This window comes from Streptococcus sp. NSSLK0004, from assembly GCF_059039125.1.
Window position 1 is genome coordinate 932,462 of record NZ_CM180142.1, and the last position, 21,267, is coordinate 953,728.

At 39.2% G+C, this 21,267-nt stretch carries 20 protein-coding genes, 1 pseudogene and 1 other annotated feature; of the genes and pseudogenes, 2 read left to right on the top strand and 19 right to left on the bottom strand.

Annotation, left to right across the window (positions count from 1 at the left end; genetic code table 11):
- Positions 1–129: 129 nt before the first annotated feature.
- Positions 130–1,680: a glutamine-hydrolyzing GMP synthase gene (gene guaA / locus AC4CS8_RS04810; RefSeq protein ID WP_493893798.1), complete on the top strand. Its 1,551-nt coding sequence runs from the start codon at positions 130–132 to the stop codon at positions 1,678–1,680.
- A 184-nt stretch (positions 1,681–1,864) separates the two neighbouring features.
- A pseudogene (locus tag AC4CS8_RS04815) lies at positions 1,865–2,607 on the top strand (nucleotidyl transferase AbiEii/AbiGii toxin family protein); the annotation flags it as partial.
- Positions 2,608–2,774: 167 nt separating this feature from the next.
- Here AC4CS8_RS04815 and rplL read toward each other — a convergent pair.
- The 19 genes from rplL to AC4CS8_RS04910 all read right to left on the bottom strand — a co-directional run bounded on the left by rplL (position 2,775) and on the right by AC4CS8_RS04910 (position 21,239).
- Positions 2,775–3,143 carry a 50S ribosomal protein L7/L12 gene (rplL, locus tag AC4CS8_RS04820; protein ID WP_222289773.1) on the bottom strand — a complete coding sequence of 123 codons (369 nt, stop codon included), beginning with the start codon at positions 3,141–3,143 and terminating at the stop codon, positions 2,775–2,777.
- 67 nt (positions 3,144–3,210) lie between these two features.
- Complete coding sequence (gene rplJ / locus AC4CS8_RS04825) at positions 3,211–3,708, bottom strand: 50S ribosomal protein L10 (RefSeq protein WP_493893799.1); 498 nt, start codon at positions 3,706–3,708, stop codon at positions 3,211–3,213.
- Positions 3,709–3,735: 27 nt separating this feature from the next.
- Positions 3,736–3,871 (bottom strand) — a sequence feature (ribosomal protein L10 leader region).
- Positions 3,872–4,346: 475 nt separating this feature from the next.
- Complete coding sequence (yihA, locus tag AC4CS8_RS04830) at positions 4,347–4,934, bottom strand: ribosome biogenesis GTP-binding protein YihA/YsxC (protein WP_493893800.1); 588 nt, start codon at positions 4,932–4,934, stop codon at positions 4,347–4,349.
- A gap of 60 nt (positions 4,935–4,994) precedes the next feature.
- Positions 4,995–6,221 carry an ATP-dependent Clp protease ATP-binding subunit ClpX gene (clpX, locus tag AC4CS8_RS04835; protein WP_493893801.1) on the bottom strand — a complete coding sequence of 409 codons (1,227 nt, stop codon included), beginning with the start codon at positions 6,219–6,221 and terminating at the stop codon, positions 4,995–4,997.
- A gap of 197 nt (positions 6,222–6,418) precedes the next feature.
- Positions 6,419–6,931: a dihydrofolate reductase gene (locus AC4CS8_RS04840; RefSeq protein WP_493893802.1), complete on the bottom strand. Its 513-nt coding sequence runs from the start codon at positions 6,929–6,931 to the stop codon at positions 6,419–6,421.
- A gap of 458 nt (positions 6,932–7,389) precedes the next feature.
- Complete coding sequence (locus AC4CS8_RS04845; protein ID WP_493893803.1) at positions 7,390–8,229, bottom strand: thymidylate synthase; 840 nt, start codon at positions 8,227–8,229, stop codon at positions 7,390–7,392.
- Between the two features lie 202 nt (positions 8,230–8,431).
- Positions 8,432–9,160 carry an ion channel gene (locus AC4CS8_RS04850; RefSeq protein ID WP_493893804.1) on the bottom strand — a complete coding sequence of 243 codons (729 nt, stop codon included), beginning with the start codon at positions 9,158–9,160 and terminating at the stop codon, positions 8,432–8,434.
- Positions 9,153–10,076, bottom strand: coding sequence for a bifunctional riboflavin kinase/FAD synthetase (locus AC4CS8_RS04855; protein ID WP_493893805.1), 924 nt, complete (start codon positions 10,074–10,076; stop codon positions 9,153–9,155). Before AC4CS8_RS04855 ends, AC4CS8_RS04850 begins: the two co-directional genes overlap by 8 nt.
- 22 nt (positions 10,077–10,098) lie before the next feature.
- Positions 10,099–10,977: a tRNA pseudouridine(55) synthase TruB gene (gene truB, locus AC4CS8_RS04860; RefSeq protein WP_493893806.1), complete on the bottom strand. Its 879-nt coding sequence runs from the start codon at positions 10,975–10,977 to the stop codon at positions 10,099–10,101.
- 54 nt (positions 10,978–11,031) lie between these two features.
- Positions 11,032–11,529: a YkgJ family cysteine cluster protein gene (locus AC4CS8_RS04865; protein ID WP_493893807.1), complete on the bottom strand. Its 498-nt coding sequence runs from the start codon at positions 11,527–11,529 to the stop codon at positions 11,032–11,034.
- A 201-nt stretch (positions 11,530–11,730) separates the two neighbouring features.
- Entirely contained in the window at positions 11,731–11,892 is a 162-nt protein-coding gene (locus AC4CS8_RS04870) for a hypothetical protein (protein WP_493893808.1), read from the bottom strand.
- 567 nt (positions 11,893–12,459) lie between these two features.
- Positions 12,460–13,773, bottom strand: a complete 1,314-nt coding sequence (gene obgE, locus AC4CS8_RS04875; protein WP_493893809.1) for a GTPase ObgE — start codon at positions 13,771–13,773, stop codon at positions 12,460–12,462.
- Positions 13,774–13,814: 41 nt separating this feature from the next.
- Positions 13,815–13,943 carry a DUF4044 domain-containing protein gene (locus AC4CS8_RS04880; RefSeq protein ID WP_493893810.1) on the bottom strand — a complete coding sequence of 43 codons (129 nt, stop codon included), beginning with the start codon at positions 13,941–13,943 and terminating at the stop codon, positions 13,815–13,817.
- Positions 13,944–14,270: 327 nt separating this feature from the next.
- Positions 14,271–16,043, bottom strand: a complete 1,773-nt coding sequence (uvrC, locus tag AC4CS8_RS04885) for an excinuclease ABC subunit UvrC (RefSeq protein ID WP_493893811.1) — start codon at positions 16,041–16,043, stop codon at positions 14,271–14,273.
- A gap of 54 nt (positions 16,044–16,097) precedes the next feature.
- Positions 16,098–16,544: a VOC family protein gene (locus AC4CS8_RS04890; protein WP_493893812.1), complete on the bottom strand. Its 447-nt coding sequence runs from the start codon at positions 16,542–16,544 to the stop codon at positions 16,098–16,100.
- 121 nt (positions 16,545–16,665) lie between these two features.
- Positions 16,666–17,406, bottom strand: a complete 741-nt coding sequence (gene ldcB, locus AC4CS8_RS04895) for an LD-carboxypeptidase LdcB/DacB (protein ID WP_493893813.1) — start codon at positions 17,404–17,406, stop codon at positions 16,666–16,668.
- A gap of 9 nt (positions 17,407–17,415) precedes the next feature.
- Positions 17,416–19,053: a TcaA second domain-containing protein gene (locus AC4CS8_RS04900; RefSeq protein WP_493893814.1), complete on the bottom strand. Its 1,638-nt coding sequence runs from the start codon at positions 19,051–19,053 to the stop codon at positions 17,416–17,418.
- A 9-nt stretch (positions 19,054–19,062) separates the two neighbouring features.
- Complete coding sequence (locus AC4CS8_RS04905) at positions 19,063–20,286, bottom strand: hypothetical protein (RefSeq protein ID WP_493893815.1); 1,224 nt, start codon at positions 20,284–20,286, stop codon at positions 19,063–19,065.
- A gap of 188 nt (positions 20,287–20,474) precedes the next feature.
- Positions 20,475–21,239 carry a CPBP family intramembrane glutamic endopeptidase gene (locus tag AC4CS8_RS04910; protein ID WP_493893816.1) on the bottom strand — a complete coding sequence of 255 codons (765 nt, stop codon included), beginning with the start codon at positions 21,237–21,239 and terminating at the stop codon, positions 20,475–20,477.
- Between the last annotated feature and the right edge of the window lie 28 nt (positions 21,240–21,267).

Here is a 21,267-nt window from a genome sequence, read left to right on the forward strand (position 1 = left end):
CACTTTAATATCAAAAAAGCCCCTTAGTTTGTATCGCTAATGTTTCGCAAATATTGCTTGGAAAATGTTCGGTTTTATGGTAAAATTAGCATTAGTGTCTGATATATTTCAAAAACGAAAGGGAAAAACATGACAAAACAAGATGTCCAAAAAATTATTGTGCTGGATTACGGTAGCCAGTACAACCAACTTATTTCACGTCGCATTCGTGAATTTGGTGTCTTTTCAGAATTAAAAAGCCATAAGATTACTGCTGCAGAAATCCGTGAACTTGCTCCAATCGGTATCGTATTATCTGGTGGTCCAAACTCTGTTTACGCAGAAAATGCCTTTGATATTGATTCAGAAATTTTTGAGTTAGGAATTCCTATCTTAGGTATTTGTTACGGTATGCAGTTAATTACTCATAAATTAGGTGGTAAAGTTGTACCTGCTGGCGAGGCTGGAAACCGTGAATATGGTCAATCAAATCTGCAATTGAAAGCTGAGTCAGCCTTGTTTGCTGGTACGCCTGAAGAGCAACTGGTACTTATGAGCCACGGGGATGCTGTGACAGAAATACCTGCAGATTTCCATTTGGTGGGTCTTTCAGCAGATTGTCCATATGCTGCGATTGAAAATACTGACCGTCAAATTTTCGGTATTCAGTTCCACCCAGAAGTCCGCCATTCTGTCTATGGAAATGATATTTTGAAAAACTTTGCTCTCTCTATCTGTGGTGCCAAAGGCGACTGGACAATGGAAAACTTCATTGAAACAGAAATCGAAAAAATTCGCCAAACTGTAGGTGATAAAAAAGTCTTACTTGGTCTCTCAGGTGGTGTTGATTCTTCTGTCGTTGGTGTTTTGCTCCAACGTGCTATTGGTGATCAGTTGACTTGTATCTTCGTTGATCATGGTCTTCTTCGTAAAAATGAAGGCGATCAGGTTATGGAAATGCTAGGTGGTAAATTTGGCCTCAATATTATTCGTGTAGATGCTTCTAAGCGTTTCTTAGACCTTCTCGCTGGCGTATCTGATCCTGAGAAAAAACGTAAAATCATCGGTAATGAATTTGTTTACGTCTTCGATGATGAGGCGAGCAAGTTGACTGATGTTGAATTCCTAGCGCAAGGAACACTTTACACCGACATTATCGAATCTGGTACTGATACTGCTGAAACCATTAAATCTCACCACAACGTTGGTGGTCTTCCTGAAGATATGCAATTCAAGTTAATCGAGCCACTTAATACCCTCTTCAAAGATGAGGTACGCGCTCTTGGTACTGCTCTTGGAATGCCGGATGAAGTCGTGTGGCGTCAACCGTTCCCAGGTCCAGGCCTTGCCATTCGTGTCATGGGTGAAATCACCGAAGAAAAACTCCAAACTGTGCGTGAATCAGATGCAATTTTGCGTGAGGAAATCGCCAAAGCTGGACTTGATCGAGATGTATGGCAATACTTTACGGTCAATACCGGTGTGCGCTCTGTAGGTGTTATGGGAGATGGTCGTACCTACGACTATACGATTGCTATTCGTGCTATCACTTCTGTTGACGGAATGACAGCTGACTTTGCCAAACTTCCATGGGAAGTTCTTCAAAAAATCTCAGTTCGCATCGTAAACGAAGTAGATCATGTCAACCGCATCGTCTATGACATCACCAGCAAACCACCTGCAACAGTTGAGTGGGAATAATGGAGAGGCTTGATTTACCTTCAAAATAGCGATTCTACAGCAGTTTAGCAGGAACAAACTAGTCTATAAAGAGTGAATCTTCGTTTGATTCCCCCTAAATCTTCCCGAAAAAAAGAATTAGCCAGAAAAATTTTCTAGCTAATTCTTTTTGTATATTCTATTTTTTTTTTTAACCCAATTTGTAAAATTAAGTCAGAGTACCTATTCAAATCACTATATCTTCAAAGGAGGATTCCTACTGTCAAATGTTTTTGGAGTTGAATCTCGTAGCACAGTTGATATTGATTTTTTGTTCCATCAAATAACACTCTCAGAAGATACTGTGAAGCAGCAACTTAAAGAAATTTTAGCAGATTCAGAAGAAGGTATATCTTTTGTGATTCAATCCATCACAGCTATTAAAGAAAGTGATGACTATGGTGGCGCTATCGAGCAACAATTTTGTGCCAACTTGAGAATATTAAACAAGTTATCCATTTGGATATTGCGACAGGTGATGTTGCAACTCCTCAGCCGATTACATACGATTATAAAGCTATTTTTGATGAAGATAATTTTCCAATCATTGCTTATACAATTGAAACAATCCTAGCTGAGAAACTTCAAACCATCTATTCACGAAACTTTTTGAATAGCCGAAGCAAAGATTTTTACGATGTTTATATTCTTTCAAAACTGAAGAAAGAAGATATTAATTTCATTCAGTTGAAAAATGCTTGTCAGAGAACATTTTCATATCGCGAAACAGAACTCGATTTTGATAAAATGATTGAACTACTCGAGAGGTTCAAATCTGACTCTATTCAGAATAAACAATGGCAAAATTATTCAAAAAAATATAGCTATACAAAGGGGATTCTATTTGCAGATGTGCTTAATGAGATAATTCGTCTCATAACAATTCTCATTTCTACAAATTCTGATTAAAACTTCTAGGAAATCGTGACCTAAAATAAAAACAAAAATCCTGCCAAAAATTTTTGTTGGCAGGATTTTTGGCAGGAAACCAAATCGATTTATCAGTTTCTATCAATCGCTTATCGCTCTCAAAGACTGGTAAATAGGGATTCCGCAATCTAATTATGATGTGACTCTTATTTAAGAGTAACTGAAGCACCAGCTTCTTCCAATTTAGCTTTGATTTCTTCAGCTTCTGCAGTTGCAACGCCTTCTTTAACGACAGCAGGTGCACCATCAACAAGTTCTTTAGCTTCTTTAAGACCAAGACCAGTGATTTCACGTACAACTTTGATAACGCCAACTTTTTTGTCACCAGCAGATGTCAATTCAACGTCGAATGAATCTTTAGCAGCACCAGCATCGCCAGCACCAGCAGCAGCTACAGCTACAGGAGCAGCTGCAGTTACACCAAATTCTTCTTCGATAGCTTTTACAAGATCGTTAAGCTCAAGGATAGTAGCTTCTTTAATTTCAGCAATAATGTTTTCAATGTTCAATGCCATTGTTATTTCCTCCAAATTTTAATAAATAATGTGATGTGGTTGTAGCCTCAGGCTACCAATTGACGCATTAAGCTGCGTCTTCTTTTTCTGCAACAGCTTTGACAGCGTATGCAACGTTGCGTACAGGCGCTTGAAGTACAGAAAGGAGCATAGAAAGCATTCCTTCGCGGTTTGGCAATGTAGCAAGGGCTTCGATTTCTTCTTTTGTAGAAACTTTACCTTCTACCGCACCACCTTTGATTTCAAGAGCTTCTGCAGTTTTCGCAAAATCGTAGATAACTTTTGCTGGTGCTACTGCATCTTCGTTTGAGAATGCAACAGCTGATGGTCCTACGAACAATTCAACAAGTCCTTCAAGACCAGCTTTTTCAGCAGCACGACGCAAGATTGAGTTCTTGATAACTTTGTACTCAATGTTTTCGCCACGCAAGTTACGACGAAGAACAGTATCTTGTTCAACAGTCAAACCACGTGCGTCAACTACGACGATAGATGTAGCTGCTTTCATTTGCTCAGCAACAGCGTCTACTAATTCCGCTTTCTTAGCAATAATAGCTTCACTCATTTAGTTTACCTCCGTTTTTATTTTGGGCTAGGTACAAAAAAATCGCACCTAAACCTAGACACGAAAGTACAAAACTGTTTATAATCCATAATCGTTTTGTGCCTCGGTAGGATGTTTATGAGTCCAGCTCCCCTACTGTCTTAGGTCAGTTTTTTCAAACCTTAGCTATCATACCATATCCCAAAAGAAATTGCAAGGATTTTATTCAAAAAAATGAAAAAATCCGAAATCAATTTTTCGGATATGGTATCAATGACTAAAGATTTCATAAAGCAGGTGTATAGGAAGTCCTATTAAAATAAGCAAGACTATCAAAAAGTATACTGCTATGGCAAGGTGTATCTTGTAAATTGTCGAATTGCTTAGTCTGGTTTGTTTTACAGCAAATACTAGTTCTATCCCCATCAAGAAGGTTGTAAGCAAGAGAAAAAAGTTTACTAGAGCAGACTTCAAAACAATACAAAGCAATGTGAAAGGAAGTAAAATCAAAAATTCAACCGCTAGAGTATACCAAATTATTTTCCTATTAAACTCTTTCTTATGCGTTACCAGAAAATGTAAATTGTATACAAGAAGAACTAAACTAATCATTCCGATACAAATCATCACTGAGGCTCCAATAACAACAATCCCCATTTTTACAACTCTCCCAAAATAGCATCCCAAGCCGCATCGTATCCATGACGCGTTTCTGATGAAAAGACGACAAACTTGTCTGACGGATCAAAGTCTAATTTCCGTTTAATCGCAGCTTCGTGCTTGTTCCACTTACCACGCGGAATCTTGTCTGCCTTTGTCGCCACGATAATCACAGGGATTTCATAATACTTGAGAAATTCATACATCTGAACATCGTCAGCCGATGGCTCATGGCGCATATCAACCAAGCTAACGACCACGCGCAGATTTTCACGACTTGTCAAATATTCCTCAATCATCTTGCCCCATTTAGCTCGCTCAGCCTTGGAAACCTTGGCATAGCCATAACCGGGCACATCGACAAAACGAATCTTATCATCAATATTGTAAAAGTTTAACTGCTGGGTCTTTCCAGGTTTTCCCGAAGTACGAGCTAGATTTTTTCTTCCCAAAAGGGTATTGATAAAGGAAGATTTTCCAACATTTGACCGACCAGCTAGGGCGATTTCAGGAATATCATCTTCTGGATATTGTGCCTTTGAAACTGCACTTAGCAGAATTTCAGCATTATGTGTATTAATTTCCATTGTTTACCTTTCATAAATAAGGGGAGAAAGCTAATAGCTCACACCCCTCCTTGTACTTCTTTAAGCTGTTTCAAGCAAAGGCTTTTCCTTACCATCAACTGCATCTTTTGTCACTCGAACACGTTTGACATCATCTTGACTTGGAACTTCAAACATAACATCCAACATGGTCTCTTCGATGATAGAACGAAGTCCACGTGCACCAGTTTTACGCTCGATGGCTTTTTTGGCAATTTCCTGCAAAGCATCTTCTTCAAATTCCAACTCGACATCATCATAAGAAAGCAAGGTCTGGTACTGCTTAACAAGAGCATTTCGAGGCTCTGTCAGGATACGCACCAGGTCATCCTCAGTCAATTGGTCCAGAGCTGCAAAAACAGGCAAGCGACCAATCAATTCTGGAATGATACCGAATTTCTGAATATCATCCGCGATAATGTGCTGCATGTAAGAATCTTTTTCTTCAATAGCACGGTTGTTTTGACCGAAACCAATGATTTTCTCACCCAGACGCTGTTTAACAATTTCTTCAATGCCGTCAAAGGCACCGCCAACGATAAAGAGAATGTTCTTGGTATCGACGTGAATCATCTCTTGGTTTGGATGTTTGCGTCCGCCCTGAGGTGGTACACTGGCAACCGTTCCCTCGATAATTTTCAGGAGAGCTTGCTGGACCCCTTCGCCGGATACATCGCGGGTGATGGACACATTTTCACCTTTTTTGGCAATTTTATCAATTTCATCCACATAGATAATCCCTCTTTCTGCACGGTCAATATTGAAATCCGCCGCCTGCAAGAGTTTGAGGAGGATATTTTCCACGTCCTCACCGACATAACCTGCCTCAGTTAGAGCTGTCGCATCCGCAATGGCAAATGGTACATTGAGACTTTTAGCCAAGGTTTGGGCCAAGAAAGTCTTACCAGAACCAGTCGGACCAATCATCAGAATATTGGATTTTTGTAAGTCCACATCGCTATCATCGCGACTGTCTTGAAAGTTAATACGTTTGTAATGATTATAAACCGCTACTGCTAAAGCACGCTTGGCACGGTCCTGTCCAATGACATAATGATTTAAGATGTTGAGCAATTCTTGTGGTTTTGGAGTATCAGTCAAGTCTGTCAATACTTCCTCAGCCAACTCCTCACGGATAATTTCCTGGGCCAATTCCACACATTCATTACAAATAAAGACATTGTTTCCTGCGATGATTTTTTTAACTTCTTCTTGATTTTTCCCGCAAAATGAGCAATAAATTAACTCATGGTTATGCTTAACAGCCATTTATCTCCTCTTTCATATCTCTTATCTAAACAAAAATCCATATACAGCATGGATGCTATTGACTAAATTGGTAAAAGCGTTCAATAGAAACAAAATCGCTAAACCAAATCTTTTCTTTTTAAAGGCTTGAATTGCACAAAGAACACAGATTCCACACAGAAATGCTGTAAACAAACCGAATAAACTTCTCTCCATGCCTATTTCTCTCTTCTTTTATAGTTTTTAATGATGAAATCAACTGGATTGGCTTCATCTTTTGGACGAAATTGTTCACTTTGTAACTGGAAATCTTCCATTGGAAAAACTTCTGGAAAGAAAATATCACCGTCAAATTGCCCCTGAATATGTGTTACAATCAATTCTTCGATGTAGGGTGCAAAAGCAGTGAAAATTTGACCACCACCAAGTACAAATAGAGTTCCTTCTTGTTGATGGTACCAGTCTAGAACATCTTCTACATTGTGTAAGACCGTGACTCGGTCATTCTCAACTTGATAGGTTTCATCACTAGTCAGTACTAAGGAATGACGATTAGGAAGAGCACGCTTACCCATGCCATCAAAAGTCACACGCCCCATTACAATAGTATGACCAGTGGTCGTTTCTTTAAAATGAGCCATGTCAGCAGGTAAAGCCCATGGAAGCCTATCCCCTTTTCCAATCAATCCATTTTCATCTTGTGCCCAAATTGCAACTATCTTCTTTGTCATTTTCTCTCACTTTCCGTCCTATCATTTTATCAAATTTCAAAAAAAAATGCACTTTCCAAGTAGGGGCTGTGCATTTTTTAGAAAAGGATGCTACGTATGTTGAAATACCTGATGAGAACAGCCATCTTGGTTAATTGGGAAATAAAAGCTGTTAGCAAGCAAGTCTCTTCTTAAATTGCTAAATCAAACTTAAGTTGCTGTAACATTCTGAGAGAATGTTACAGGTTATAAATAGGGACTGTTGGTAAACAGCCTTCAACTTAAATCCAAATCGAATTTTAACTGCTTTCACAGTCTGGGAATAGACTGTGAAAGGTTGGAAATAGGGACTGACGGTAGTCAGTCCACATATCAAATTGCCAAGTCAAACTTCAACTGCGGTCTAACTGGCTTTGAAGGTCTGGGAGACCTTCGAAGGTTGGAGATAAGAAGAACGAAGTTCTTCACTGCTAATCCAGTTAAATTGCTAAATCGAATTTTAACTGCGGTTTAACTGGATTGTAGTCCACCAACTCAAAATCTTCTGCCCGAATATCAAAGAAATTGGTTCCGTCTGGGACATTCAAGACCAAACGAGGCTCAATTTCTGAAGGCGTTCGACGGAGCAATTCCTCAGCCTGTTCAAACTGATTATCATAGATGTGGAGATTGTTGATGAAATAGAAAAACTTCCCTACCTTCCAACCAAAATGCTTGGCAATCATCATTTGCAATGCAACATACTGCATAGCATTGATATGATGGGCTACCAACATATCATTTGACCGTTGAGTTAGAGTTGCATCAAGATAAATCTCTCCGTCCACTCGGCGAACATCAAACATGGTCTGAAAGGCACAAGGCAATAGGCCTGGCGATTGGTCAAAAGCCTCATAATCCCACAAAGAAATCACATTGCGGCGATTCCATGGATTTTCCTCCAGCTGTTTGAGGATTTTTGAGATGATGTCATGCTTTTTAACAATTGCACCATAGCGTTCACCGATGGTCCCTGTTCCATCTACTTCCCAGTCATTCCAATATTGAACACCGTATTTTTCCTGCAAGACAGACAAGTCATTGGTCTGGTCTTGGTAAATCCAGAGAATTTCTTTAATGGCTGATTTGATAGGAATCGGTCTAAGCGTTGTAATTGGGAACTCGCCTTTAGCCAAATCATACTCCGCAAAAGCCCCGGTAATGTACTTGGAATTGGCGACATTACCGTCTTTGTAGCGCGGACGAGCATTTTCTGAAAAAACGCCCTCTCCCATAATCTTACGAATGTTTTCTTTAAAAATAATATCTGCTTTTGTCATGTTTTTAGTATAGCAAATTCTAAGCAAAAACTCCAGTTTTGAACTGGAGTTCCCATTAAGTCAGTAAGGGAATTATGTCAAAATAAAAAAGACGAAATAGGGTGCTACTTTTATGAAATTAAGTTATGAAGACAAAGCCCAAATTTATGAATTGCGGAAAATCAGTACATTACACAATCCTTGTTTTTTTATCTATATAGAGTTACTTGTCTTCTGATAAAGCATCAATCTTAGCTTCTAGGCGCTCTAACATTTGATACTGTTGCTCTAATTGATTCGAAAGCTCCCTCATCCGCTCGTCTTTTTCTCCTTCAACAAAGAAGCGAGTGATTGAGGAAGTAATCATACCGAAAGTACAGATACCAACTAGCATCAAGATAATAGCAATCGCTTTTGAAACAGCATCTTGGGGAACAATATCACCGTATCCAACCGTTGTCATGGTTACAATGGACCACCACAGTGAATCAAAAATAGACTTATTTTCTAAAATTGACAAAAGAAGACTGGAAACCAGAACTGCTGATATATTTAGCAATAGAACTTTATACAGACCATTCGTTTTTAACAAACGAACGATTGTATCCCAAAAGCGATTAGATAAAGCGATGACACGAGTCAACTTAACCAAACGGAAAACACGTGCTATTCTTCCCAATCGAAATAGTCCAAATAATTGATCAAATGGGATAATGGCAATTAAATCCAAAATATGACTTTGTGCAAATTCTCTCTTATTCTTAGCATAGAAAAGATTGGCTGCATAATCGAAAACAAAGATGCACCAAAAAATCAGGTCTAAACCTTTATAAAAGAAGGTTGTTGCAGATACCAACGATAAAAATTCGCTTACAATCAGAAAGATATAAAAGATAGCAAAACTAGTCATCAAAGCCTCATAACGAGGGTGTTCAATTATCTTCTTAATCATCATGCCCCCAGGTTAGTGCTATTTGTTCGTCTAATTTCATCTGATTCATCAATGAATCAATGCCATCAAATTTTACCATATCACGAATTTTGTCAAGCCAGTAAATTGTTATTTTTTCACCATAAATAAAGCGATTAAAATCGAAAATATGAGCCTCAATCCGCATCTCAGTGCCATCAAATGTCACATTTTTTCCTACGCTAGCCATGGCTCTATAGGTTTTTCCAGCTACTTCTACATCAGCTATATAAACACCATCCGAGGGCAAATGGACCCGATCGAAGGGGGTCAGATTCGCCGTTGGATAACCAATTGTACGCCCTCTAGCATCGCCATGCACCACGATTCCCTCAGTTGAAAAAGTATAGCCCAACAGTTGATTAGCTTCCTTAATTTGTCCTGTTTGAATAGCTTGGCGAATGCGTGTCGAAGATATCTTTTTGCCTTCCATCTGCACTTCTTCAACAATGGCTACTTGCCCATTAAAGAGTCTGGTTAGCTCTGTGACATCGGCTCTGCAATTTCCAAAATGATAATCAAAACCTGCTACTAATATTTGTGCGTTGAGTTTATCGACATAGCGTTCTAAAAATTGCTGAGGAGTATTAAGTGCAAATTCGCTAGTAAAATCGGTCAAAATCAGTCGGTCTACTCCATGAGATTCAAATAATTCCAATCGTTTTCCCTGACTTGTTAAATGTAGTAAGAGATCAGGAGTAAAACGAGTAAAAACTAAACGTGGCGACTCTGGGAAGGTCAGGACAGTTACTGTCAGCCCTTTTTCATCAGCTAGCTGTCTAGCTTTTCTCAAGAGGGCTTGATGCCCTATATGTATACCATCAAAATACCCCAAAACCAACACGGTTGCAGGTTGATGAATAAGTTGTTTGTAATCTTCTAAATAGGTAATTTCCATATTTCTCTCGTATCTTAATTGTTTAAAGAAAGACTTTTCGTGGCTTATAATCAAAGTTACGTTTTTCAAGAATAGCAATTAATTTTCCTTGAGAAACTCCTGCCACTAAGTCTGCCTGACTATCTAATGTAAAGAAGCGCCCGAAACTTGCTTCTTTCACTTGTTCTTCAGTTAATTCTATAACAGGCATATCTCCAATCCCGCACTCAATTGGCTGAAGAAAAGAAAAATCATTTTGTGAAACCTTCTCTGCTATTTGCTCTATTGTCAGAGAATCTTCCAATTTCATACCAGCAGCAGCTGTTCGTTCTAAACGAGACATGTGACTGGCATATCCTAGTTTTGCTCCCAAGTCAACAGATAAGGTGCGGACATAGGTCCCCTTGCTACAACGAACACGAAAGTTAAATCGAGCGCATCCATCTATTAACTCTATCGGACTGGTCCGTTCAAAGTTGTAAATGGTCACCTGGCGTTGTGGTCGTTCAACTGTCTCTCCAGCACGGGCATATTCATATAATTTACGACCATTCACTTTGACAGCAGAATACATAGGTGGAATCTGGTTTATGGTACCAACAAAGGTAGACATCGCAACATCAACTGCTTGCTCTGTTATAGCCAAAACAGGAGTCATCTCTAAAACTTCTCCTGAAGCATCCTCTGTAGTTGTAGAATATCCAAGGGTAATCTGTCCTTCATAGATTTTTCCTGCGTCTTGCATGTATTCAATCATGCGAGTAGCCTTACCGACTGCAATAGGCAATACACCTGTTACTTCTGGATCAAGTGTCCCCCCATGCCCAATCTTTTTTTCTTGCAATATCTTTCGAAGTTTGAACACAACATCATGTGAAGTCATGCCGGCCTCTTTTTTTACATTGATAATTCCTGAAATCATGAGAACATTATACCATAATTTTAATCGATTAAGTGAGAATCCGTTTCCGTAAGTCTAAGATAGTCGATTCTTTAATTTTTCTACAAAAAGGTAGGCTGCTGGACATGTTAGTGTATTTTTCATAGTCAGGTGGTTAATCTGATAAATTTTCTTGCGGTCTGTGTGGGGGAATTCTCGACAAGCCTTGGGGCGAATATCGTAGATAGAGCAAAGATTATCTCCACCTAAAAAGGGACAGGGCATGAATTTGAATACCTTATCCTTATCTTCATCAACCTGAAGATACATCTCTTCAAAGACAGGTAACCTCATTTTCAAATACTTAGCAATTCGCGTAATATCTGCCTCAGTAAATAATGGACCTAGTGTTTTACAGCAGTTAGCACAAGCTGTACAATCAATTTCCTCAAAAACTTCTGTATGAACTTCTTTTACCAGTTTATCCAAATTTTTTGGTGGTTTCTTCTTTAAAACTGTCAAAAATTTTCGATGTTCTCCTTGCTTTTGGAGAGCAAGTTGGTGATATTTTTCTAAATCAACTTCTTGATTCATTTATTGTTGCTCCTAACTATAAAGAAAGAGACTCAAGTTTTGAATCTCTTAGTAATTTTTACAAATATTTAAACATTACTGCTATTTGTCATAGTGAAATACACTGCTCAAAGAACTTCTATCTCATCGATTATCGTAAAATCGATTATTTCATAAAACATAGATGTTTCAATTTTCGTTATTAGATATTGGAAAAAAATTCTAATCTTTCATTTCTTTAGTTAAACGTTCTCTTTCCAAACGTAATTTTCGATTAGGATTGAGTTTATTGAACAATTCTTCTAATTTTTCAGCATTCCAAACATCTGCTGCCGAAACAAAATTGCCATCCTTATCCTTGAAGGATATTGGTTTATCACCCATATAGACCTCTAAATTTCTACAATAACTTAATTTAATGCAACTATTATTTGTTGCACTATTTTCTAGTTGACCAGCTGAAACAGTTCCCCTAAACTACCTCGCTCTCGAATTTCTGTGTTCATACTAAACTAATTTACTAGACAGGTTACGACATGGAGTGCAGGCTGTCGATATTACTGCCTGAACGGAATTAGTAAGTTTGGTAGGCAGACTGCCATAGCGGCTACCGTATCACATCGAGTCCTTTAGGACTTAGATGTGATTCCAACGTCACGACACGGCACCCAAATGGTCGATATTACCATTTGGGTGAAGTTAGTAAGGTAGCTAGCCAAGGCCCCATAGGACTTGGCGTAGTTTGACTGCAAGTTAACTTGCTAGTCAAACTGCTTACCTCGCTTTCGAATTTTCAGGCTCCGGTTAAAACTGTCGTACGGACAAGTTACGACATGGAGTACAGGCAGTCGATACTACTGCCTGTACGAAATTAGTAAGGTTGGTAGGTAGTTCGCCATAGCGGCTACCGTACTACATCAAGTCCTTTAGGGCTTAGAGGTAGTTCCAACGTTAATCAACAAACTCAAATTCGAACTTGCCGATGCGGACGGTGTCTCCGTCTTTGGCTCCGCGAGCACGAAGGGCTTCGTCAACACCCATACCACGCAACTGGCGGGCGAATTTCATGACCGATTCGTCACGGTCAAAGTTGGTCATAGTGAAGAGTTTTTCGAGCTTGTCGCCTGACAAAATCCAGCTAGCATCATCTGCACGACTGATATCAAATTCTGGCTCATCTGGGTTAAATCCATAGTAAGCTTCTTCCTCTTGGAAATCTGATTCGTCATAGAGCAAGAATTCTGGAGTTTTCTCAAGCAACTCGGCTGTCGCTTCCAAGAGATTTTCCAAACCTTGGTGGGCAATGCCTGAGATTGGGAAAATCTGTGGCAGTTCGTCAAATTCATCGTAGTTGGCCGCCAATTTTTTCTTAAATTCTTTCAGATTTTCTTCTGCTTCTGGCATATCCATCTTATTGGCAACGATAATCTGTGGGCGTTCCATCAAACGAAGATTGTATGTTTCCAATTCATTGTTGATAGCTACGTAATCCTCATAAGGATCACGTCCCTCACTAGCAGACATATCCAAAACATGCAGAATAACACGTGTCCGCTCAATATGACGGAGGAACTGAGTCCCAAGTCCCACACCCTGACTAGCACCTTCAATCAAACCTGGAAGATCTGCCACTGCAAATGATTCACCTGATTTGGTACGCACCATTCCCAAGTTTGGAACAATGGTTGTAAAGTGGTAGGCACCAATTTTTGGTTTTGCGGCTGTAATGACGCTGAGAAGTGTTGACTTTCCAACCGAAGGAAATCCGACAAGACCCACATCAGCAAGAACTTTCAATTCTAATTCAAGATTCCGTTCCTCACCTGGTTCACCATTTTCAGAAATCTCTGGTGCTGGATTTTTCGGTGTCGCAAAACGAATATTTCCACGACCACCGCGACCACCATGGGCAATGACAAATTCTTGACCATTTTCAACCAAGTCAGTAATAACCTTGCCAGTATCAGAGTCACGAACTGTTGTCCCCTGTGGTACTCGAACAATCAAATCTTCCGCTCCACGACCATGCATACCTTTGGTCATTCCTTTTTCACCATCGTCAGCCTTAAAACGACGATTGTAACGGAAATCCATGAGGGTACGCAAGCCTTCATCTACGACAAGGACAACATCTCCACCACGACCGCCATCGCCGCCCCAAGGACCGCCATTAGGAACATATTTTTCACGACGAAAGGCTACCATGCCATCGCCACCTTTCCCTGCCTTGACCTTAATCTTGGCAGTATCTAAGAACATACTCATATCTTACCTATTCTTTTCTAGAAAAAAACGCTTAATAGCGTTTAGTTCATCAATACATCAATTGCTGGCAAAATCAAACCAGCTAATGTTATTAATACCATTATAACAACAATAACTAAAGTTATTTTTTCAAATGTTGTTTTCTTATGTTTTACTTCTCCAAAGGCCATCTTCTTCTCCTTATTCAGTCATCGATAGCTAATTTTACCATAAATTAGTAAAGCTTTCAAATTTCATATCTATCTGACATAAAAGAAGATTTCCAAAATTACCTTAAAAGGACTGCTTCCAGCTTTTGACTAGAAGACAGTCCTCAAATATTTCAAAAATGTTAGTTATCTAGAAACTAAACAGATAGCAATCGTCTCAAATTTAACCCAATTCCAGCTGTCAATGGATATCCCAATAGTAATTATAGAACGAATTCATCAAGTTCCTAATGGATATATAATGATAGCTGGAAAGTGTTTCAATGAGTTTTTTTGCTTCTTGAATAGTTAATCGTTTAACTTTTCCTTCACCTTCTCCGCCACCTTATAAGGTACACCTGCTTCAGCGATTTCTTGCAGGCTTGCTGACTGGATATTGCTAATGGACTTGAAATGCTTCATAAGAGCTTGTTTGCGCTTTGGCCCCAAACCTTCGATGCCGTCCAATTTGGATGAGAAGGAATTTTTAGAACGAACTTGACGATGAAACTCAATGGCAAAACGGTGAACTTCATCTTGAATCCGATGTAGAAGGAAAAATTCCTGAGAATTTCGTAGCAACTCGACCACTTCCAGCGGATTGCCAAAGAGCAATTCGTGGGTCTGGTGCTTGTCATTTTTCTGTAATCCTGCAATAGGAATAGACATGCCCAGCTCCTGCTCAATCACCTGCTTGGCAACATTGACTTGTCCTTGACCACCATCAATGATAATCAAATCAGGCGGTGTCAAACCGTCCCGCAGCACCCGACTGTACCGCCGCTGCAAAACTTCTCGCATGGATGCATAGTCATCTGGTCCCTCAACCGTCTTAATCTTGTACTTGCGGTATTCTTTCTTGTTGGGAACCCCATTTTCAAAAACCACCATGGCAGATACAGGACTGGTTCCCATGATATTGGAGTTATCAAAAGCTTCAATCCGCACAGGCGTTGGAATGCCCAAAAGCTGACCGATATTCTCCACAGCACCGTAAGTCTTCTCCAGATTTTTCTCCAAGAGATTGAACTTCTGCTCTAAACTAACACGCGCATTCTTAGTCGCCAGATTGATAAGTTGCTTCTTCTCACCACGTTGGGGCTTAATCACCTTAGTATCCACCAGAGCCTCAACGGCTTCTTGGTCAATATCCTGCGGTATTAAGACCTCCGACGGAATCAAATGTTGCTGGTCCCTGTAAAATTGACCGATGTAGGTCAAAAAGTCTTCGTCCGCATCATTATAGTATGGGAAAAGATTGACATTCCGCTCAATCAGTTTCCCCTGACGAACAAAGAAAACCTGCACACACATCCAGCCCTTATCGACATAGTAACCAAAGACATCTCGATTTTGCAAGTCATGAGCCATGACACGCTGCTTGGTCCGCAGGGTTGAAATAGACTGGAGAACATCTCGGTATTCCGCAGCCTTTTCAAACTCCAGATTGCTTGCAGCCACCTTCATCTTGTCCTGCACTTCCTTGACAATTTTATCATCGTGACCTGTCAAGAACTGAGCTACTTCTTTGGCCATCTTGTCATAGTCAGACAGGCTAGGCAGGTTTTCTCCATGAGCCAAACATTGCCCTAAATGATAGTAGAGACAGTACTTGTTCTCAGGTAATTTACACTTACGGAAAGGGTAGAGTCGCTCTAACAGTTTAAGCGTTTGGTTGGCGGCCCCCACATCTGGATAGGGACCAAAATACTGCCCTCCGTCCTTTTTAATCTGCCGTGTGATGATGAGTCTTGGGTGGCGTTCCTTGGTAATCTTGATGAAGGGATAGGACTTGTCATCCTTGAGCATGATGTTATAGCGTGGCTTGTTCTCCTGAATCAGATTGATTTCTAGCAAGAGTGCCTCTATGTTGGAATCCGTCACAATAAATTCAAAATCCGCAATTTCCGATACTAAAGCCTCGGTCTTGGTATCATGGGCACCACGAAAATAAGACCGCACCCGATTGCGCAGGTTTTTGGCCTTGCCCACATAGATAATCTTACCGTACTTGTTCTTATGGAGGTAGCAACCCGGACTGTCTGGCAGCAACTCCAACTTATGCTTGATTAAATCGTTCATAGGTCTATTATAACAAAAAAAGAGCTGAGAGTTTTATCCCAACTTATCTTTCTCTTAGTCTTGCTCTGCGTAGTATTCTTGACCATAGCCAGCTACTTCTGCATTAACTTGCCAGTGAATACCGAATTTATCTTGCAATGATCCGTAAGCAGGTGACCATGGCACAGCTTGTAAATCCATTTCGATTTTCATTGCCCCTTCAGATAATTTAACAAACAAGTCTTGTGCTGTTTCGGCATCGTCTGTCACCAAGGCAACTGTAATGTTGTTTCCTACTGAGTAAGGCATTTCTGGGTTGTTATCTGACAACATGAAGCGTTGACCGTTCAAACGGAATTGTGCATTCATAACAAAGTTTTCCAACTCTGGTGGACAGTTTGGCACAAAATCCTTATACAGGTTTACTTGTTCAACCTCTGCCCCTAGTGCACGTTTATAAAATTCAATCGCTTCTTGACCGTTACCATTGGTAACCAAATAAATTTCCATTGCTTTTAGCATTATGATTCCTCCTGCCACATTTTAAGGCTCCTCATTATATCATAGTCGATTGGTACGTACAAATATTTGATACGGAAAATTTTTCGGAAAAAATCAGGAAGCATCTACTTCCTGATTTCCTTTACTGATAGTCACCACCCGAAACACCGTAGTATTCCTCGAGGGTTAAACCTGAATTGTAAATATCTGTTGCTTCCTGACCAATGTAGCGTATATGCCAACTCTCAGCCATATAGCCTGTTACCGACTCTTTTTCAGGAAGATAACGCACAATGAAGCCGTAGAGATGAGCATTTTGTGCTAACCACTGGCAGGCCGACGACTCTGTTAATAAAGAGCCATTGGTATCCATCAAATCAAAAGCCAATCCTGTCTGGTGCTCGCTGTAGCCAGGCCGAGCAGAATAACGATCTGCATTAGCTTGCCCATCTCTATTAACATAGCTCTGATAAAGATCACTCTGAGTTTCATAAGACCTGTATCCACTATAATTATAAGAAATTGCAAATCCTTGAGCCTGCATATCTTCAATAATTTTTAGAAAAGCTGCTTGAGCAATTGCATTTTCTCCCGGAGCATAATCGCTTGCTAGTGGATGCTTTTTATTCACAATAATAACTTCGCCATACTTACCTTGAACAGAATAATAAGAACCGTTATAGGTCGCTTTATCCTCTGTACTTGCCACTGTCTGACTAGAATCCGTTGATGCTTGAGTCTGTTCATTGCTACTTGACTCTACGATAGTAGTGGTTTGCTGGGTAGTTGTAGATGTTGTAGTTGATGGTGTCACCTGCTCAGTTTTACCACATGCAACCAGTACAAAAAACACAGAGGGAAAAAGTAAATATCGTATTTTCATTTTAACCCCTTAATTTGATGATAACTGATGTAATTCATAAATAACGTAGGTACCATTCGTCGGACGAAGATGATACTGCTTAGTTCGTTTAAAGACTTTATCCGGATTGCCGTTAAGGTAACTCGAATTGAATTCTTCATAAGTTTCAACAATCAGATTGTCACCGTCTTCTTTTACGCTATTAATTTCTAGTGCCAATGGTGTATATTCATCAATTTGGGCTTTAGCGGCACCTCCACCTTCTGTAAACTCAACCATTGCTTTATAAGCTTCACTCGCTGTATCGTAATATTTAGCATAGGTATTCGTTCTGTATTCAACAGAGTAAAATACTTCTGAACGATATTCATAAATAAAGTTATAAATTTTTGTTTTACGTTCTTCAATAGCTTTTGTTGCAGCTGTCTTATCTGCTTTTGCTTTTTGTGCTTCAGATAATTTTTCAGCTTCTTCATCAGATAATTCCAAAGTTACGGCTAAACTGTCATCCAATGGGTCTACTACAACAGTTGAAGTTTCTGTCTTATAGGTCACTCCCTCAAAAGTGAAACTTACGTATATTTCTAAACTCTGATTCTCAATAACTTCCGCAGTAGCTTTCAAACTATTGGCAATCTGTTTATCGTTTGACATAACCTTAATATCGCTAATATCTTTGACATCATCAGGTAGAGTCACTTTTATATCCTTTTTAACCAACATCAAAGAAAGAAGTAATTTATTGTCTGATGCAGTAAATAAATTAGGTGTGACTGTCGTTTCAAATTCTCCCAATTTAGTACTTCCAGATGCAGTCAGTGATTGATTCGCAAAATGATACTCACCAATGACTACTTCTTCATCCGACTCTACTTTCTGTCCTTCAACAGTTAAATCTGTTACATCGCTTATGACAGAAATTTCAACTGGGTAACTTACAACCTGATACTTAGGGAAAAGTAGGAATTGTCGTGAGGTTTCTTTCAAACCGAACAACTTATTTCCATTTTCATCATTGTACGTATTTGTCCCTCCTGATGCTTCGATTTTTTCTAACTCTTCTTCAATATCGATATCTAATTCTTTGAGATAATTTAAAAAATCACGAGCTTCAGACTTAGTCCATTTATCTTTATCTGTTGAAAGCAATTTCGCAACTTGATCATAATCATTACTATCCACTGCTGTTGAAAATTGCTCAATAGCAACATCCATTCCTGTAACAGAATCAAAGTAATAATAAGCTGCGGCTAAACCCGCACCAACTGTTAATATCAATCCGATTAAAACAGCAATTAGGGCCTTTTTCTTTTTGGAACCACCTTTTTTGACAGGTAGGGAAAGTGGCTGCTGTTCAGAAATAGTTTGAGTTGGGACAGGTGAACTTTCTTTGTCAGGAGCCGATATTGGCTTGGACATCATTTCAACTTTATCAGTCACGTTTGTTGCTTCCGAACCAATTACTGATTCAGAATGCATACTTTCTGAAGTTGCTACCTCTTCTTTATCAGTAATTGGTGCTGTACTACTTTCACTGCTAAGGCCTGCAATTCGTTTAATCTGCTTGAAATCGAAGTCACATTCCTTTCCTTGCATATATTCTGCAGGACTAGGTTTGCGTCCGATAACTTGTTCAAATAAGGCTACCCATTTTTCTTTTGTTTCCATTATTTTCTCCTATATTGAGAATGCGTAATAGATATCTTCAAATGCATTTATCATGCTTCCGTAGATTAATCTATTTGTAGCTATAGTGATAACAAGTAAAATACAAACTAAACCGACTGAAATATAGAATGCATCCAGTTTCTTATGCGTCACACGAATATTTTTAATGAAGGCTACAAGTAAAATCACAAAACCAACTACAGCAAAGAAAGTAATGTAAGACCCTACTTGCATAATAGACTCTAGGGCAGGTACTTCTTGCATCAATTCTGCAAATTGAGCTACGGCACCTGCAGAATTATCTCCTGCATTGTATAAAATGCCTGCAAGTTCGTATGGTGTATCCTCAGAGATAACCAAATAAGTTTTCATCAAGAAGGTAGTCAAAAATGCTAAGAAGTTAATGATAAGAAGTAATGGTGCAAATCGGCTTGAGCTAGCTAGTTTCTCTTTTATTTCATTCAATTTATTTTGTGCCAAACCATTTACCAAGGCTGGAATAAGGAGTGAAATGATGTAAAAGACTAACAAGATAAGAGCAACTTTTATGACAGCAAACACTCCAAGTCCACTGTTAATAGAATCCACCATGTGATCATAAAGCTCAGGTTGAGAAAATTCAATACTCTCACCACCTATTGTTAGGTTCGCAAATGATAAGAGGATATTCCTGAAAAAGAATACAATAGCCATCGCCATAAAGATAGCTGCAAAGGCTAGTGTCAATGCCGAATAAATAATATTTCCGTTTTCCGTATCTTCTGTAGGCGCTTTTAGAGATTTCAATACCCAGCTAAAATAATCTAGACCTTTCTGTTTCAACTCTTGCACTTGTGGATTTGTTTTTATGTTTTCAAACATAGGCTGAGTAGGAACAGCTTGGGGAATAGTAACTGGATTTGGCTCACTCACTGATGATGAAGTAATAGATTCTGAAGCTAGATTAGTCTCTGTAGTAGAATCAGATACCGTTTCAGATTCTGCAGTGACTATGGAAGAATCTAATTTATCTTCAGTTTCAGACTCCAACAATTCGCTCTCTTGAGGAGCGACTGGATGGCTTTTTTCCTCTACTTTACTCACTGTTTCTGTTGATTCACTCTCTACTGCAGGAACTTCTTCTGTTGATTCGTCCTCAAATTCACCTGCTGCAAGCGCCGCAGCTAATTCTTGTTCTTCTGGAGAGCGACCATTTACCGCCTCAAAATAATCAATCCAATCTGACTTTTTCATCAATATTCTCCTTTTATTATAAATATATCTAACCATATAATTATAGCATATAGCAACTTAAATTAAAAGAAAAATGAGGGGGAGATTTCCCTCATTTTTCTTTATTTTGTACAAATTCTCTTAGATTCTTCTTATAAAGCTAATCCGTTTAGCTAGACCGAGCAATTCGCAGAATAATTTATTTAGTATTATCCTGCTACAAATAGGTAGAAGAAACTAGTTCCGACCATATCTGCTAAAGCATGACCAAGGAAGAATGGTAAGAGATTATCATTTTTACGAGTATAAAGGAAGTAATAGAACAGCCCCAATACAACGCCGATTACAAGAGCTGATGGCAACCCCTGGTAGGTATGGAAGGAAGTTCTCACAATTGTAGAGAACAGTAAGACCCACGGCCGATGTTTTTTATTAGTACTCAACAACAAACCTAGGAAGAAAAATTCTTCGTAGAAACCATTCATTAGTGAGAAAAGAACACGACTGAGGCTCAGGGAGGCAAACTTATCAATCACCGTTCCAATCCCCCAATCATAATAAGGTAAATAGCCTAAATAGGAAAAACCATCTGTCAAACTTGGAAACAAATCATAAAAGTCAAACGCTAAATCACATAATATCCCCGCACCAATGAAAATTGCCGGTGCCCAGAGAAGAACATTCCAGTGCAATTTCACTTTTAATTGCTTGAAATCAAATCGACGAATGAAAAGGTAAACCAAGGCAATAGCCAAAAGTTTTACTTCATTTCCAATAGCCCACCAATCATCTGATGAACTAAAGGAGCTAACGCTTGCATCAACTGCTTCTGTTGCTGAAAAAGAGGCAATCCACATTTGTGTCGAAGTAATAATTGAGTTACCCCAAATAATCGCTGTTAAAATAATGACATCAAACCACTTCAATTCCTTTAAAGAATGAGCAGGACGGATTTTCTGTAGTAAGTTTTTCACCTTACCCTCCTTAATTTTTTATTTTTTA